This is a genomic window from Flavobacterium sp. SM2513 (assembly GCF_050908145.1).
In the GTDB taxonomy this organism is placed as follows: Bacteria; Bacteroidota; Bacteroidia; order Flavobacteriales; family Flavobacteriaceae; genus Flavobacterium.
The window spans coordinates 1001866-1019049 of the sequence record NZ_CP194228.1 but is presented as its reverse complement, the minus strand read 5'-3'; the positions used below and the strand labels follow the sequence as shown (position 1 = coordinate 1019049).

The 17184-nt window shown below is 34.9% G+C and carries 14 protein-coding genes; 2 read left to right on the top strand and 12 right to left on the bottom strand.

Going from position 1 to position 17184, the window contains the following annotated elements; translation table 11 throughout:
• Positions 1-5: 5 nt before the first annotated feature.
• The 12 genes from ACQ5J2_RS04050 to ACQ5J2_RS03995 form a co-directional block, all read right to left on the bottom strand.
• On the bottom strand, positions 6-3149 hold the full coding sequence (locus ACQ5J2_RS04050; RefSeq protein ID WP_432672454.1) for an efflux RND transporter permease subunit: 3144 nt from the start codon (positions 3147-3149) through the stop codon (positions 6-8).
• Positions 3150-3155: 6 nt separating this feature from the next.
• Positions 3156-4289, bottom strand: a complete 1134-nt coding sequence (locus tag ACQ5J2_RS04045) for an efflux RND transporter periplasmic adaptor subunit (protein WP_432672453.1) — start codon at positions 4287-4289, stop codon at positions 3156-3158.
• A gap of 7 nt (positions 4290-4296) precedes the next feature.
• Complete coding sequence (locus ACQ5J2_RS04040) at positions 4297-4797, bottom strand: GbsR/MarR family transcriptional regulator (protein WP_432672452.1); 501 nt, start codon at positions 4795-4797, stop codon at positions 4297-4299.
• A gap of 121 nt (positions 4798-4918) precedes the next feature.
• Positions 4919-5302, bottom strand: a complete 384-nt coding sequence (locus tag ACQ5J2_RS04035) for a septal ring lytic transglycosylase RlpA family protein (RefSeq protein ID WP_432672451.1) — start codon at positions 5300-5302, stop codon at positions 4919-4921.
• A gap of 8 nt (positions 5303-5310) precedes the next feature.
• Positions 5311-5781: a septal ring lytic transglycosylase RlpA family protein gene (locus ACQ5J2_RS04030; protein ID WP_432672450.1), complete on the bottom strand. Its 471-nt coding sequence runs from the start codon at positions 5779-5781 to the stop codon at positions 5311-5313.
• A gap of 89 nt (positions 5782-5870) precedes the next feature.
• Positions 5871-6293 carry a hypothetical protein gene (locus tag ACQ5J2_RS04025; RefSeq protein WP_432672449.1) on the bottom strand — a complete coding sequence of 141 codons (423 nt, stop codon included), beginning with the start codon at positions 6291-6293 and terminating at the stop codon, positions 5871-5873.
• Positions 6294-6417: 124 nt separating this feature from the next.
• Complete coding sequence (gene pgi / locus ACQ5J2_RS04020; RefSeq protein ID WP_432672448.1) at positions 6418-8064, bottom strand: glucose-6-phosphate isomerase; 1647 nt, start codon at positions 8062-8064, stop codon at positions 6418-6420.
• Positions 8065-8280: 216 nt separating this feature from the next.
• A complete protein-coding gene (locus ACQ5J2_RS04015; protein WP_432672447.1) occupies positions 8281-9516 on the bottom strand; it encodes a peptidoglycan DD-metalloendopeptidase family protein in 1236 nt (411 codons plus the stop codon).
• 23 nt (positions 9517-9539) lie between these two features.
• On the bottom strand, positions 9540-10457 hold the full coding sequence (locus ACQ5J2_RS04010; RefSeq protein ID WP_432672446.1) for a tryptophan 2,3-dioxygenase family protein: 918 nt from the start codon (positions 10455-10457) through the stop codon (positions 9540-9542).
• Between the two features lies 1 nt (position 10458).
• Positions 10459-11232, bottom strand: a complete 774-nt coding sequence (locus ACQ5J2_RS04005; RefSeq protein ID WP_432672445.1) for a DUF3108 domain-containing protein — start codon at positions 11230-11232, stop codon at positions 10459-10461.
• A gap of 288 nt (positions 11233-11520) precedes the next feature.
• The gene (gene hppD, locus ACQ5J2_RS04000) at positions 11521-12681 is read right to left on the bottom strand and encodes a 4-hydroxyphenylpyruvate dioxygenase (protein WP_432672444.1); all 1161 of its coding nucleotides are present in this window, start codon (positions 12679-12681) and stop codon (positions 11521-11523) included.
• A gap of 161 nt (positions 12682-12842) precedes the next feature.
• On the bottom strand, positions 12843-14000 hold the full coding sequence (locus ACQ5J2_RS03995; RefSeq protein WP_432672443.1) for a homogentisate 1,2-dioxygenase: 1158 nt from the start codon (positions 13998-14000) through the stop codon (positions 12843-12845).
• 624 nt (positions 14001-14624) lie between these two features.
• Here ACQ5J2_RS03995 and ACQ5J2_RS03990 point away from each other — a divergent pair.
• Positions 14625-15311 (top strand): hypothetical protein, encoded by a 687-nt coding sequence (locus tag ACQ5J2_RS03990; RefSeq protein WP_432672442.1) that lies wholly within the window; start codon positions 14625-14627, stop codon positions 15309-15311.
• A 188-nt stretch (positions 15312-15499) separates the two neighbouring features.
• Entirely contained in the window at positions 15500-17170 is a 1671-nt protein-coding gene (locus tag ACQ5J2_RS03985) for a sodium-dependent transporter (protein ID WP_432672441.1), read from the top strand.
• The last annotated feature ends 14 nt before the right edge of the window (positions 17171-17184 follow it).

Genomic DNA, 17184 nt, shown 5'->3' with positions numbered 1-17184 from the left:
TAACTTTAAAGTATTTCAACATCAGTTTCTTCAGGTTTTCCTGAAATTCGCTCTTGCAATCCTTGAAAGATTACAAATAGAATTGGAATTACAAAAACTCCAAAAACAGTTCCCACTAACATTCCTCCTACAGCACCCATTCCGATAGAACGGTTTCCAACAGCACCAACTCCTGAAGCCAAAGCCAATGGTAATAATCCGAAGATAAATGCTAAAGACGTCATCAAAATGGGACGTAATCGTGCTTTTGAACCTTCAATTGCAGCTTGCATTAAATCCATTCCGTGTCGGCGTCGTTGTATTGCAAACTCTACAATTAAAATAGCGTTCTTGGCCAATAAACCAATCAACATGACTAAAGCCACTTGGAAATAAATATTATTTTCCAATCCAGCGAGTTTCACAAATCCAATCGCTCCAGCAATTCCTACAGGTAATGAAAGAATTACAGAAAGTGGTACCAGATAACTTTCATATTGAGCACTCAATAAAAAGTAAACAAAAATCAAACTCAACAAGAATACACCAATGGCTTGATTTCCTGCTAAAATTTCTTCACGTGTCATTCCAGAAAATTCATACGTATATGATTTTGGCAAATGTTCCGCCGCTACTTCTTGAACTGCTGCAATTGCATCTCCTGAACTAAATCCTGGATTTGCTTTACCATTTACATTTACCGCTTTTAATAAATTAAATCGGGCAACCGCTTCTGGACCGTAGATACGTTTCAAACTCACAAACTGACTAATTGCCACTTGTTGACCTGAAGCGTTTCTGATGTAAATGTTATTTATAGATGATTCATCTGCTCTATCTTCCGGTTTTGCTTGAATCATTACACGGTATTGTTTACCAAATTTATTAAAATCGGTCGTGTACAATCCACCATAATAGCCTTGCATCGTGTTGAAAATATCCGTCAATGAAATCCCAGCATCTTTAGCACGTTCTACATTGACATCCATTTCATATTGCGGGAAAGATGGGTTAAAATTCGTCATTGCATATTGAATCTCTGGACGTTGCATTAACGCTCCTAAAAACTCATTCGACACTTGACTTACTTTTTGCCAACTATCGTCACCTTTGTCTTGAATTTTCATCTCAAAACCATCTGCTGAACCAAAACCTTGAACACTTGGAGGTGTAAAAAACAAGGCTTTTGCATCTTTAAAGTGAGCAGTTCGTCCAAATAATTCTTTCACAACCGCATCTACCGATTGGTTATCGTCTTTTCGTTCGCTCCAATCTTTCAATTTGATTACCGTAAAAGCGTATGAACCACCATTAACTTGATTTAACAAACTAAATCCAACGACGTTCATTCTTGCTTCTACGATATCCATCGACGCTAAAATTGAATCTAATTCCATCACCGCTTTTTCCGTTTTCTCCAATGTCGTTCCTGGAGGAAGTGTTAAATCGGCCATGATAATTCCTCTATCTTCATTCGGAATAAATCCAGAAGGAGTTGTTTGGAATAATAAAACTGTAATTCCAGTAAATACTACTAATCCTGTTACAGCAATCCATTTTTTTCTTCCTAAAAACTTTAAAGATTGAACGTATCGATTGTTCATTCTATCGAAATTCGTGTTGAATGCAATAAAGAAACGGTCTTTGAAATTTTTCTTAGCATGTACTGAATCTTTGTGTGGTTTTAATAACAAAGCACATAAAGCCGGACTTAACGTCAATGCATTTATTGCTGAAATCAAAATCGCCACAGCCAATGTAATTGCAAATTGTTGGTAGAATACTCCTGATGGTCCACTTAAAAACGAAACCGGAATAAATACCGCCGCCATTACTAATGTAATCGAGATAATCGCACCTGTAATTTCGCTCATCGCTGAAATTGTAGCTTCTTTTCCTGATTTTGCACCTTCGTCCAATTTAGCGTGAACCGCTTCAACGACCACAATGGCATCATCGACGACAATACCAATTGCCAGAATCATTGCAAATAGCGTCAACATATTAATCGAGAATCCAAAAATTTGCAAGAAAAAGAACGTACCAATAATGGCTACGGGAACTGCAATTGCAGGAATTAAGGTAGACCTAAAATCTTGTAAGAAAATATAAACTACCAAGAAAACCAATAAAAAGGCTTCAATCAATGTTGAAATTACTTTGTCAATAGAAGCATCCAAAAATGTTTTGGTGTTATACGGAATCACGTAATCCACTCCTGGAGGAAAACCTGGTTTTGCTTCATTAACAATATCTAAAACTTCTGTAATAATATCTTGTGCATTTGAACCTGACGTTTGAAAAATTCCAATAGCAACACCTTGGTTACCCATTGCAATATTTTTAGTTCCATAATTGAAACCCCCTAATTCAACAGTAGCCACATCTTTTAAACGTAAGAAATTTCCATTTCCTGTCGCTTTTATAATGATGTTTTCATAGTCGGAAACTTCAGAAAGACGTCCTTTATATTTGATTACATATTCATAAACGCCTTCGGCATTTTCTCCAAATTTACCTGGAGCCGCTTCTACATTTTGTTCTATTAAAGCTGCTTGAACATCTTTTGGGGCAATGTTATAACTTGCCATTTTTTCTGGGTCAATCCAAATACGCATGGAATAATCTTTGGCACCGAAAACATTTACTTGTCCAACACCTTTTACACGTTGTAACTTTGGTACCAAATTAATTTTGGCATAATTCTGAATATAAGTCTCATCATATTCCTTGTTTTTAGAATACAAAGCCATAAACATCAAAGCACTTGTCTGACTTTTAACAGTTGTAACTCCTGTTTGAATCACGGCTTGAGGCAACTTTGAAGTCGCTCTAGCTACCCGATTTTGTACGTTTACCGCTGCAATATCTGGGTCAACACCCAATTCAAAATAAACAGAAATTTTAGCCGAACCGTCATTTGCTGCAGAAGAAGTCATGTAAGTCATTCCTTCCACACCATTGATTTCTTCCTCTAATGGAATAACCACACTATTCAAAACCGTTTCGGCATTGGCACCCGTATAAGTGGCACTAACTTGAACCGTTGGAGGTGCAATTTCCGGATATTGCTCTACCGGAAGAGACATGAGCCCTAAAACACCAAGAATGGTAATCAGGATTGAAATTACGGTCGATAAAACCGGTCTTTCGATAAACATTTTTAACATCTTGAATTATTTTTTAATTGGAGTTTCTATTCTGGCTACTGAATCTGTAGCCGTTTGAGGCTGTGGCGTTTTTCCTTGAGGTACAATTTCCATATCGTCTTTCAATTTCGAAGCACCTTCTACAACAACAACGTCACCTTCAGAAAGTCCGTCCGTTACAATAAAGTTCATTCCAGAAACGCCATTAGTTGTAATGATGGTCGATTTTACTTTATTACCTTCACCAACCACGTAAATCAATTGTTTTCCTTGCACTTCAAAAACAGCATTTTGTGGTACAATAATTACGTCCTTTTGTACAATTGGCAAACGAATAATTCCCGTACTTCCGCTTCGCAAAAGTCCTTCTGGATTATTGAATTCGGCTCTGAATTCTGTAGTTCCCGTCTGTGGATTAACCAATCCGTTTATGGTTGCAATTTTTCCTTTAACGTTATATTCTGAATCATCTACTAATAAAAGAGAAACTTCAGGAACATTTTTTAATTTTTCAACTGTATTTGCACCTTTAAAGATTCTATTGAAAGAAAGCAATTGCTTCTCATTCATTGTAAAATAAGCTCTCATAACTTTCGAATCTGAGACTGTAGTCAAAGGCATTTCGCTTGTTGCACTAACTAAACTTCCTTCACGGTAAGGTAAACTTCCTACAACTCCATTTACTGGCGAAGTGATTGTTCCGTAACCGATATTTGCAGCTACACTTCCGTAAGCGCTTTTGGCTTGAGCCAATTTTGCTTTAGCCGTTTCTAATTGTACATTACTGATGATTTTTCTATCAACTAAAGGTTTCAATCGGTCTACCTCTACTTGAGCAGCTTGAACCATTGCTTTTGCAGCACCTGCATCTTGTGATAAAGTTTCTGTTTCTAATTTGAAAAGCAACTGACCTTTCTTAACCATTTGTCCTTCATCCACATAGATTTTTTGGATAAATCCATTTACTTTCGGACGAATTTCAACGTTTTGTTGTCCTTCTAAATTAGCAGTATATTCTTCGTAAATTGTTGCGTCTTCTTTTATTACTGTTTCTACAGGAAAGGGAGCTGGACCTTGAGCAGGCATTTGCTGTTCTTCTTTCTTACCACAAGAAACAAGTACTATCGCAAGTATCAAAGAAGTTATTGAAATCTTTTTCATTTGAGTATTATATTTGATTTTGGTTATTATTATTTTCTATTTCTTTAAATCTTTGCATGGTATTCTCTAAAAGCGATTCAACCGTCAATACGTGTTTTTTATATTCTTGCATGTTTTCAAGATTGCAACGTTCTTCGGGACATGAAACTGTTTTTTCCCGATAGCTCATCATTTTCTCAATCAGTACTTTTTCGAGGTCAATCATTTTAAGATAGGTTTGTAAACGATTGCTAAAAGGCGAGGGTTTAAAATATTTCTTTCGATCTCCCGTCAAGGTATAATAAGTTATCATTTCGGTTTTGAGCAATAAATTCAAACTCGTGGAAACGGTACTTTTACTGGCCGACATTCGAACTACTAGATCTTCAAATGTTAAACCTGATTTACAACCATCAAGAATTAAATTTCCTAAAATTCGTGAAGCCAATGGTGGTAAGTGATGGGTACTTTCAAAGAAAACCCCAAACATCTCAATGAGTTCTAATTTTTCTTTTTCAATATTATTCATAAACTGTAAATTTTGTGCAAAGATATATTAGGTTCGGATAAATACGAACTAGGCGAACTTAATGTTTTGTTAAAGTTGTTTTGGGAAATTTTGAGCATAAAAAAACCAGTTAAAAACTGGCTTATTTTATAATTTCTATAGTAACGGTAAGAATTCCATGATTCTTATTATCTGTAATTTGCATAAAAGCTTCTTTAGATAAATCGATATCACGGGATTTAATAAAGGGGCCTCGGTCGTTTACGGTAACCAAAACCCATTTTTTATTAACCACATTTGTTACCTTGAGTTTGGTTCCAAAAGCTAACTTCCGATGAGCTGCGGTTAATTTCCGATTACTAAACCGTTCGCCACTTGCAGTTTTACGACCGTTAAATTTATCTGCATAATAAGAAGCATGTCCTTTCTTATTAATAACTTTTCCGGAAACATTTTTTGACGAAGAACAACTGACAAGAAAAACAGATGAAAGAAAGATTATTAAAAATTTGTAAAATGAATTCATTAAGTGTTTCAATTAATTATTTCCACTGTAACCTTTAAAGTACCAGCTTTTTTATTAGATGCGATATCCATGAATGAACGTCGAGACAAATCGATTTCACGACCTTTACTAAATGGACCTCTATCAGTTATAACAACAATTACAGATTTTCCATTGGCTTCATTTGTAACCTTTACTTTCGTTCCAAATGCTAGCTTTCGATGTGCAGCCGTATATTTCTCATTGTCAAATTTAGTTCCACTAGCAGTTCTTCTACCGTTAAACTTATTATGATAGTACGAAGCAATACCATTTTTTTTATGAAGGGTCAGATTGAGATTGGCAGCTAAACCCAAACTATCAGCGACTGATGCGTTTTTATTAATTGTATCTTGAAAAACCTTTTTAGGTTCCTGAAAATATAAATTTGTATGCGAAAAACTACTTAAGAACAAACCTGTAAGTACAAGTAAAAGTAGTATGGTGAATTTATGTTTCATGTGTTTTCTGGATTATAGGATTTATTATTTTAAACAAATACTATACCTTAAAATAAAAAAAGCTCCATTTCATTGAAGCTTTTCAGGTTTTAAAACCATAATTTATAGGGGATTCTTAAAAGAATTAATGCTAATCCGATGGTATAAAATACCGCAAAAGTTTTGAATTTAGCATGTGAAGTGGTCAATTTTTTATGTTTTGACCATCCGATAGTAATTAAAATAATTGCAATAATATTAAGTAAAGGATGTTCAAGCCAAGTCAATCTTAAGGCAGAATCCTTCATTTCTCCAACAACTGCTTTTCCCATTGGCGAAACAAAGTAAAGAACTAGTCCAAACAAAAGTTGAACGTGGGTGAAAATTAATGCAAATAAAGCTAATTTCTTATCCTTATCTGTAAATTCTTTTTTCGAAGAAAGTCCGACAAAAGCATTAATTACAGCGATTAGCAAAAAAAATATTACTAAATAAGCCCAGCCTGAATGTGCGTTTTGAATAAATTCGTACATAATTTTAAATTTTTTGGAAATCAAATATAGTTAAAAATTTGCACAAAAAATGTCTTGAGTAGTCACAAGACTTTAATTTATCAAAAAATAAGAACTCAACTGCTTTTGAACTAGGAGATTTCGCTTACTTTTTATGTGCTAAATAATAATTCAATAATGCGGTGGTTGATGCATCATGATTTTTCACAACTTCCGAATTTATTTCTTGCAAAATCGAATTTGCCAGCTGTTTTCCCAACTCAACACCCCATTGGTCATAACTAAATATATTCCAAATTACACCTTGAACAAAAATTTTATGTTCATACATTGCGATTAATGAACCCAATGTTTGCGGACTTAATTTCTCTAATAGAATCGTATTTGTGGGTTTATTTCCTTCAAAAACTTTAAAGGGTGTTAAAAAATCTGCTCTACCTGTGGAGTAATCTAATTTTGTAAATTCAGCTCGAACTTGGTCTTCGGTTTTTCCGTTTAAAAGTGCTTCGGTTTGTGCAAAAAAGTTCGACATCAATTTATCGTGGTGGTTGGTATCGCCGTACAAAGGTTTTAAAAATCCAATAAAATCGGTCGGAATCAGTTTTGTTCCTTGATGAATCAATTGAAAAAATGCGTGTTGTGAATTGGTTCCTGGTTCGCCCCAAATAATTGTACCTGTTTGATAACTAATTTTATTTCCACTTCTATCTACACTTTTACCATTACTTTCCATAATTCCTTGTTGCAAATAAGGTGCTAATTTCTGTAAATATTGAGTGTAAGGAATAATTGCTTCGCTTTCGGCGTCAAAGAAATTATTGTACCAAATACTTAATAATGCTAAAATCACAGGAATATTCTGGTCGAACTCAGCAGTTTTAAAATGTTCGTCCATGTCGTTCGCACCTTTTAATAAAGAATCAAAATTTTCATAACCAACGGATAAACTTATCGTTAATCCAACGGCACTCCACAATGAAAACCGTCCACCAACCCAATCCCACATTGGAAAAACATTGTCCACATTGATTCCAAAATCAGTGACTTTTTGAATATTAGTTGAAACTGCTACAAAATGGTTTGCTACATCTTTTTGAGTTGCCGATTGTAAAAACCAACTTCTAATGGTTTCTGAATTAGTAAGCGTTTCTTGCGTGGTAAAGGTTTTTGAAACTATTACAAAAAGTGTCGTTTCTGGATTTATTTTCTTGAATAATTCCTGAACGTGGTCGCCATCAATATTCGAGATAAAATGTACGTTCAAATTATTTTGATAATATTCTAAAGCTTCGACAACCATTGCAGGACCTAAATCAGAACCACCAATACCGATATTTACAACATCCGTAAATGCTTTTCCTGTGAATCCTTTGCGAACTCCTGAAGTGATTTCGTATGTAAAATTTTTAATTTTTTCTTTTACAGCATATATTTCTGCAACTACATTTAAACCATCTACATTAATCTCTGAATCAGACGGAGCTCTTAAAGCAGTATGCAATACGGCTCTATCTTCAGTCTTATTTATAGTTGCTCCATTAAAATAACTTGAAATAGCACTTTTAAGCTGCATTTCATCGGCTAAATTTAAAAGTAATTTTAGCGTTTCATCATTGATTCTGTTTTTAGAAAAATCTACTAAAAAATCGTTCCATTGAATGCTGAACTTATCTGCTCGAGAACTATCATTTTGAAACATTTGTTTCATTGACTGCGAATGAATTTCGGTGAAATGATTTTCTAAAGCTTTCCATGAAGCTGTTTGGAGCGGTGAAGAATTATCTAAAGACATGTGATTTATTTTAGGGTAATGAGATGCAAATTTAAGGTATAAGTTTGTAAAGTAAATGTTAGATTTTTAGCCCTGATAGAAATGGAAATTTTGCAGGAAAAAACGCTATTGTTTTGCAGCGGAAAAGAACGACCAACGGAAGCTCCTTTTATGATGAGTAAACAAAGTGTTTTGACAAAAAACTGAAATGAATAGCAGGATTAGCTCCTAAAAAAACTAATTTTTAAATTTTACTTTTGCAATACTATCCAATTCCCTTTTTAAAGGTTCCATTTCTTTCATAAAACGAGGCTTGAATTTGGCATTCATTGGTTCAGAATTAGGTAATTTTTGCGCCAATGGATCCACTTGAACGCCATTTTTCCAAAAGCGATAACATACATGAGGGCCTGTTGCTAAACCTGTACTTCCCACCTTTCCGATTACTTCTCCTTGCGAAACACGTTGTCCTTTTCGTACCAAAATTTTAGACATGTGTAAATACTGAGTCGCATACGTACTGGAATGTTTCACTTTTACATAATTTCCGTTTCCAGCGGTGTAACCCGTCCGTTCTACAATTCCAGAAGCAGTTGTTACAATTGGCGTTCCGGACGATGCGGCATAATCTGTTCCTTTATGTGCTTTAAATCTTTTTTGAACAGGATGAAATCTATTTTTAGAAAATCGGGAAGATATTCTGTAGCCGAATTTTAAGGGTGCTTTTAGAAACATATTTTTCAAGACTTTTCCTTCTTCATCATAATAATCAATACGTCGTGATGTAGTGTCTTGTTTGAATGGAAAAGCATATATTTTTTTTCCTTTGTGAATAAAGAACGATGCTTCAAGTCTTTCTACTCCAGCATAAATCGTGTCGCTAATGTACTTTTCATAGAAAGTAACAGCAAATCGGTCGCCTTTTTGAATTTTAAAGAAATCGACAGAATAGGCATAAATATTTGCTAAATTTTGTGCCATAGAAGGTTGGACACCTGCTTCATGTAAGGTCGCGGAAAGCGAACCATCAATTTCTGTTGCAATTGTTCGACGTTTGATTGTAATGGGAAGCTGCCTTTTATAAGCACGAGTGGAGTCTCTTAAATCTACAACGTAATAATGCGAAATATCGGATTTGTAAATAAACGCTTTTAAAACTTTCGTGGAGTCTTTGGTGCGTAAGAGCGTAAAGGATTTTCCAACACGAATGTTTCGTAAATTAAATGAATCCTTAACTTTTTGAGTAATATCGTATTCTTTATTATCACCTAAATTTTGAGTAGCTAAAATACTTCCAAAGGTGTCGCCACTTTCAATCGTGTCGCGAACCACATCATAATCATTGAGTTTGAAACCAAATTCCATTATAATTGGATCTGGTTTTTTTATGGGTAAAAGTTCTTTTTTCTCTTCTTTTTCGTTACAAGCCACTACTAAAATTAGCAGTAACAATAAGGATGATAGTCTTTTCAAAAGTGTTTGTTTATGCAGTTAATCTATTTTTCTTCGCCCCAATTGTCTAATTCCTCTTGACTCCATAATTCTGGGAAAAATATCCTTCGTTGGTATTTTGGATGCATGTATTTTTTCCAATCGCTTCCGCCAGTTGCATCGCCATCGCCAATATATTTTCTTGCTGCATTTAAATGACCCATTACCCAAGTAATATTTACAGTATGGTCAAAATGACGCATTGCTATAATTAATTCTGGATTTTTTTGGTCATTTTCTGGTAATTGCTTGAATTTTTGCCAAATATTAATGGTGTTGTATTCTTCCATGTGACGTAGAAATTCTGCTTTGTATTTTCGTTCAAATTCTAATAGTAGAAATGATTTTTTTCCTGTTGCATGGTCTTTTCCTGCAGCTTGCCAATATAAATGTTCAAACGCGTGACTATAAGGCGTGTTTCTATCAATATTTGCTCTGAAACGGTGGTCAATAAGATTAATTAAATCTGTAGATGAAAATTCTATCAAACGGTATTGAGCACTTTGAAAACCACTTGCAGGGGTCAAAGTGTTCCGGAATTTCATATACTGGTTAATACTCATTCCGTCGCCCATGATATCAAAAGAAGTAGTTAGCATATCAAAATACCTACTGATTCGCATCAATTTTTCTGTAAAATAAGTTGGTTCTGGTTTATCCGTATGGCAAAGTTGATCCATTTCCCATAAAATCATTTTGAAAATTAATTCATTGACTTGATGGTACATAATAAAAACCATTTCGTCTGGCAAAGTGGTTCTTTGTATTTGAAGATTCAACAAAGCATCTGTTTGAATATAATCCCAATAAGTAATGGGTTTAGACCAAACCAATCCTTCTAAATGAGTATTGGTTTTCTGGTCTATATTTTTATATTTTTCTTCTAATTGTTCTAATAAATCTTCTCTATGCAGTTTTGTCATTTTATTTTACTTTTACGGAAAAAGGATATTTCAATCCCTTGAAACCATCCAAATCTGCCTTTAAGGAACCAACGGATAAACTCGCTTTGATTCGAATAGGCATTTTATTGTCATCGTCTGAAATCCAAACTGTCAAACTTTCTTGTTCTTTAAAAACGCGTCCTGCTTGAACATAAGGTCTGAAAATCATCGTTGGGATTGTTCCAAACTTTGTTTCAATGTTTTCATTTCCAAGATATTTCAATTTAAATTTAGTTGTATCGTCATCAAAAAACATATCGATGGCAATTGATTCTCCAACTTTTAAATTGTCAACATCTGGGTGGTTACGAAGGTAATAAAATGTTGATAAAATATCTTGTGTATTGGCAGGAACTATAAAACTTTTTTCAGATTTTCTTTTATAGTCTTTTACAGTAACTGTATTATTGGATTGATTAAAAAACCCTTCTTGATTTTTATCATAACCACCTTCATCAATTTTTCTGACAAATTGGTATGGATTTCCGGTTTCCTTGTCAAAGTAACTTTCGTAGACATCTTCCACTTTGAAAAAGAATTTTGTCATCCCGGTGGTATATCCTTTTCCGATAGCATGGTATACTTTTTTATTGTTTCGAACGGCTTCTTTAACTTCCATTGTAGCATATCCTGCATTTACAATTCCGTAATGAATCCTAAATTTAAACCATTCACCTTCTTTAAAGGCACGTTCCTTTTGCGGGGCAAAACTGACTGTCATTAAAAACAGTGTAAATATGATAATCTTTTTCATAGCTTTCTTTTTTCAATACAATATACAACTTTTGTTCCAAAAGTATGTAAACAAAAAAACCCAGTCAAAGAATGACTGAGTTTTTATGCTATTAACCAACCAAAAAACTATAAATTATGAAATTTACATAAAAACTTGAAGGGAACCACCCCTCCATATTTTTCGAGTGCAAAAGTACTATAAACTTTACGAATTAAATCAAAATAAATTCACTTTAACACTAATTTCACAATAAAGAGCCTCTATTTGGTTCAAAAATTAATTTATCGTTAAAATTGTCGAAATATATTAGAGAGTACCTCTTTTTTCTTGTTCTCTTTCGATGGATTCAAATAAGGCTTTGAAATTTCCTGCTCCAAAACCACGAGCTCCCATTCTTTGTATGATTTCAAAGAACAATGTTGGTCTGTCTTCAATTGGTTTTGTGAAAATTTGTAGTAAATAGCCTTCTTCATCCGCATCAATCATAATTCCAAGACTCATCAATTTTTCGATATCTTCTTGTAGTTTGTGATTATGTGCTTCTAAACGAAATGGCACTGCATCATAATATGCTTGTGGTGGCGTACTTAAAAATTCAATTCCTCGAGAACGTAAATCTGCAACCGTTGTCAAAATGTCATCTGTTGCGACAGCGATATGTTGTACTCCTGAACCTTCATAAAAATCCAAGTACTCTTCGATTTGTGATTTTTTCTTTCCTTCAGCTGGTTCGTTGATAGGGAATTTAATTCTTCCATTACCGTTTGACATTACTTTGGACATTAATGCAGAATATTCTGTAGTGATTTGTTTGTCGTCGAATGAAAGGAAGTTTACAAATCCCATAACGTCTTCATACCATTTTACCCAAGTGTTCATTTCATTCCATCCTACATTCCCAACCATGTGGTCAATATACTTTAAACCTGTTGGTGCTGGATTGTAATCTGATTCCCATTTTTTGTAACCTGGCAAAAAGTCACCTTTGTAGTTTTTACGTTCTACAAACATGTGCACGGTTTCTCCATACGTATAAATTCCTGCACGAACTACTTCTCCGTGTTCATCGGTTTCTACAGTTGGTTCCATGTATGATTTTGCACCACGTTTCATCGTTTCTTCGTAAGCAGAACGAGCATCTTCTACCCAAAGAGCAACAATTTTTACACCGTCACCGTGTTTTTTTACGTGTTCGCCAATTGGAGAATCACTTTTTAAAGCTGTTGTTAAAACTAAGCGGATTTTGTCTTGTTTTAATACATAAGAAGCTCGGTCACGAACGCCCGTTTCTAATCCAGCATAAGCATGTGATTGAAATCCGAAAGCTGTTTTGTAAAAATGAGCGGCTTGTTTTGCATTTCCTACATAGAATTCTACGTAATCTGTTCCTAAAAGTGGTAGGAAATCTTGAGCTCCTTCAAATATTTTTTCTAATCCGTATTCTACGTTTTTAATTTCTTTTGACATTGTAATTGTATTTTTTTATAACTCTTTTTTATTTCAAGAGTGTTTATGATTAAATTAATAGCCCCGACTGGAGGGAACATCCTCCCGTTTTTCTCGGGAGATGTGGAAGGAAGGCGGGAATATGGATTGCCCAAAAAGCCCGAGCCATTCGCTCCTACTTTTTATTCGACCCAAGATTTGTAATATTTTCCATCGTCCAATCCCATTGCCAATTCAGTTACCATCAAAGGACGAAATGTGTCGACCATAACGGCCAATTCTTCGGTACCGGTGTGACCAATGCTTCGCTCCATTGCTCCAGGAGCTGGACCGTGCGGAATTCCTTTGGGATGCAAAGTGATGTGTCCTTGCTCGATATTATTTCGAGACATAAAATCGCCGTCTACATAATAAAGTACCTCATCACTGTCAATATTACTGTGGTTATAAGGTGCTGGAATTGATTTTGGGTGGTAATCGTATAATCTTGGCACAAATGAACATACTACAAAAGTGGAAGTTTCAAATGTTTGGTGTATTGGCGGAGGTAAATGTACGCGTCCTGTAATAGGTTCAAAATTGTGGATGCTGAAAGCGTACGGAAAATTGTATCCGTCCCAACCGATAACATCAAAAGGATGCGTGGCATAAACTACTTCGTGTAACATTCCTTCTTTTTTCATTTTGATTACGAAATCGCCTTTTTCATCGTGTGTTTCGAGTTCGGTTGGCAATTTAAAGTCGCGTTCGCAAAATGGCGAGTGCTCTAAATGCTGACCTGATTCGTTTTTATACCTTTTTGGAGTATAAAATGGAGCGAACGATTCGACGTAGAAAAGTCGGTTTTCTTCAGTATCGAAATCAATTTGATAAATAATTCCGCGAGGAATAATGAGGTAATCGCCGTATTCGAAAGGAATATTTCCTAACATCGTACGAAGCGTTCCCGATCCTTTGTGAATGAAAATCATTTCATCGGCGTCGGCATTTTTATAGAAATAACTTCTAAGTGATTTTCTTGGAGCGGCAAGCCCGATGGTACAATCGCGGTTGACTAACATTGCTTTACGGCTGTCTAAAAAGTCGTCTTCGGGTTTTAATTCAAAACCTTTTAATAATAAAGATTTAATGTTTTTACCGATGGCGATCTTTGGCTCTACATTCGTGGAGGACAAAATTTCTTTGACTTGTGTAGGACGATGCACATGGTATAATAGTGAAGAATGTCCGTTAAATCCTTCTGTTCCAAAAAGCTGTTCGTAGTATAAGCCTCCTTCAGGTTTCTCAAATTGAGTGTGCCGTTTTTGGGGGAAATTTCCGAGTTTATGATATATTGGCATATTTTTAAAATTAGATAATTAAGGTAATTAGATAATTTGTCAATCGGGGAAAATCAGATAATTAGCTAATTACCGCATTATCCCAATTGTCTAATTAAAAAAAATCATTCCGGATTTCTCTTCATCAGGAATTTTAAATGAGCTAATAAGTTTTCCCATGCTTTATTCATAGTAACAAATGTCGTGAAAATTTAAATTTTTTGCTCCACAATAGTATATAAAGTTTAGTAAAAATATAAAAATCCAACAACTTTATTGAAATTTGATATAAAAATAAAAGCTTATCTTGAGCGGTTCATTCATTTTTTAAAGATGAAAAGTCATTTTTTATAGGGAAAAATAATTTATACATAATAATTAATTATTCGTACATGCCAATAAATCAATTGCACATAAGCAATAACTTTTTTTACATCAGAATAAATCAATTGTACAGTAATAAAAACTATTTCTACATCAGAATAAATTAATTATACACGAAAACAAATTATTTTTACATTAATAAAAATTATTTATACATACGTAAAAATCATTTGTACATTAGAATAAATAATTAATTCTTATCTTTAATAATATTTTATAAGCTCCTTAATTATTCATTCAGTTACTAAAAAACTAATCCGCATGGCAACTAGATATTTAGAAAGAAAAGACGAAAAACTAACGTTGCAACTCGACAATTTTGCTTCAAAACTGCCTTTGTATGCAACAGTATTTGGTTTTTTACCTTCAGAAGTGGATGGAATGACAGAGGATGCGACTCATTTTTCGTGGATGGTGCACAGTTATCGAAAGATTGAAACCCACAAAAAAGAGTGGACACGTTATAAAACCATTCAGAAAAAAGGAGAGGCTCATGTTGCTACAAATCAGACACCTCTGGCCCCTGTTTTGAATGAAATGCCTACTACAGTGGCGCCTGGAGTTGAATTTAGGTTTAGAACGATGGTGAATCGGATTAAGGCACATCAAAATTATACCAAATCTATTGGGCAAAATTTGGGAATCGAAAAAAGTGCTTCTGAACCATTGAATATAGATGCGGCACAACCGGTGCTTAAAGCCGTGATACGGGGTGGAAAAGTGAACTTGCTTTGGAAAAAAGGCCGGTATTCGGGTATTTTGCTAGAGAAAGACAGTGGTAATGGCTTTGTGTTACTCGACCGTGATTTCACGCCTCCTTTTGTGGACAATTCGCCGTTTCCCGCTTCAGGAGAAAGTGCAATTTGGATGTACCGTGCTTCTTATTTTATGAAGGATGAGAAAGTAGGCGTTTGGAGTGACATTGTTACAATTACGGTGGCGGGGTAATTTCAAATCCTCGAACTGCTTAAAACCTTCCGAGGATTTAGTTTTGATTTCGCACTACTAATTAAACCTTTTTTTAATTGTTAAAAAGCTATGCTAACTTTATAATTAATAAGGTTTTTTTTGATTTTATATCTTTTTACAATTGTTTTTTTATCTTTGGATTTCATTAACAATTTGAACACCAAAATATGTCAACAGATAAGCAAGCGTGGGGATCAAGAGTGGGGTTAATTCTTGCAATGGCAGGAAATGCAGTAGGATTGGGTAACTTCCTTCGATTTCCAGTGCAAGCCGTACAAAATGGTGGTGGTGCTTTTATCATTCCTTACCTTATTTGTTTTCTGTTAATGGGAATTCCGCTTCTTTATATTGAATGGTCTTCGGGTCGTTTTGGCGGGAAATTTGGAAACCACAGTACGCCTTACATTTTAGATTCGATGGTAAAAGGTCGGGTTTTAAAATACATTGGTGTCTTCGGAATTTTTACCAATGTAGCCGTAGCCGCTTACTATTGCTACATAGAATCCTGGACCATGTCTTACGTGTATCATTCTCTTTCAGGAACCTTTGAAGGAATGAGTCAACACGGTATTGCTGAGTTTTTTAATAATTACGTAGATATCTCAAAATCGAGTACGGGAATTCCATACGAAGCCGTGGTATTTTATATTTTATGTTTACTTCTTAATACTTTTATCCTTTCAAAAGGACTGAAAGGAATCGAGAAAGTGGCAAAAATAGGAATGCCGCTACTGATTCTTTTTGGAGTAATATTAGCAGTTCGCGGACTTACTCTAGGAACAAGCGGTGCATCCGAATTGTTTCCTGACGCCAACGCTTGGGACGGTTTAAACTTTTTATGGACACCACAATACGATTCGATATTAGATTTAAAAGTCTGGATGGCAGCCGCTGGACAGATATTCTTCACACTTTCGGTAGGAATGGGAACCATTCATTGTTATGCCGCTTACATGGATTCTAAAGATGATATTGCATTAAATGCCGTTTCTGCTGGATTTATGAATGAGTTTGTGGAAGTGGTTTTGGGAAGTTTAATTGTAATTCCAATTGCTGCAGGGTATTTAGGATTGGATTGGGTTATAGAAAATGCTGGATTTGGAATGGCGTTTCAGACCATGCCCTACTTATTTCAACAATGGGGACCAATTTTAGCCGCTTTTGCAGGACTATTCTGGTTCGGGTTGCTGTTTTTTGCGGGAATTACTTCATCGTTAGCAATGGGAACGCCGTGGATTGGTTTTATGCGAGACGAATTCAATTGGGGACAAAATAAAGGTGCTTGGTCTTTTGGATTACTAATATTAGTTATGGGATTGCCTACAGTTTTATTTTACCAACAAGGCGTTTTTGATGAATACGATTATTGGGCCGGAACTGTGAGTTTAGTAGTTTTTGCCATGTTTGAAACCATACTTTTCTCCTGGATTTTTGGAATGAAAAAAGGCTGGGCCGAAATTACAAGCGGTGCTGATATTCAAGTGCCGTTGATTTACAAATTCATTATCAAGTTTATTACTCCTGTGATGTTAATCATCATCTTTTTAGGTTCGTTATTCAAACCTTTAAACAATGATTGGTCGGGAAATATCTCCAATTTGTTGTCAGGAAATGGTTGGATTCTAGACAACGGTTCAATCGTAAAAACAGTGATGCATGCCGGAATTAAAGAGCAAATTCTTGCTGCAACTGACCCGATGGTGATCCTCCAGCTAGAAGAGCGAATGTTTTATTTAAATATTGCCAGATTCCTATTAATTGGCTTGTTCATATTCATCAGTGCCTTGGTTTATTTTGCATTTTTGAAACGAAGAAGAGAAGGAAGAGCCACTTTATAATTTCTAAAAAAAAC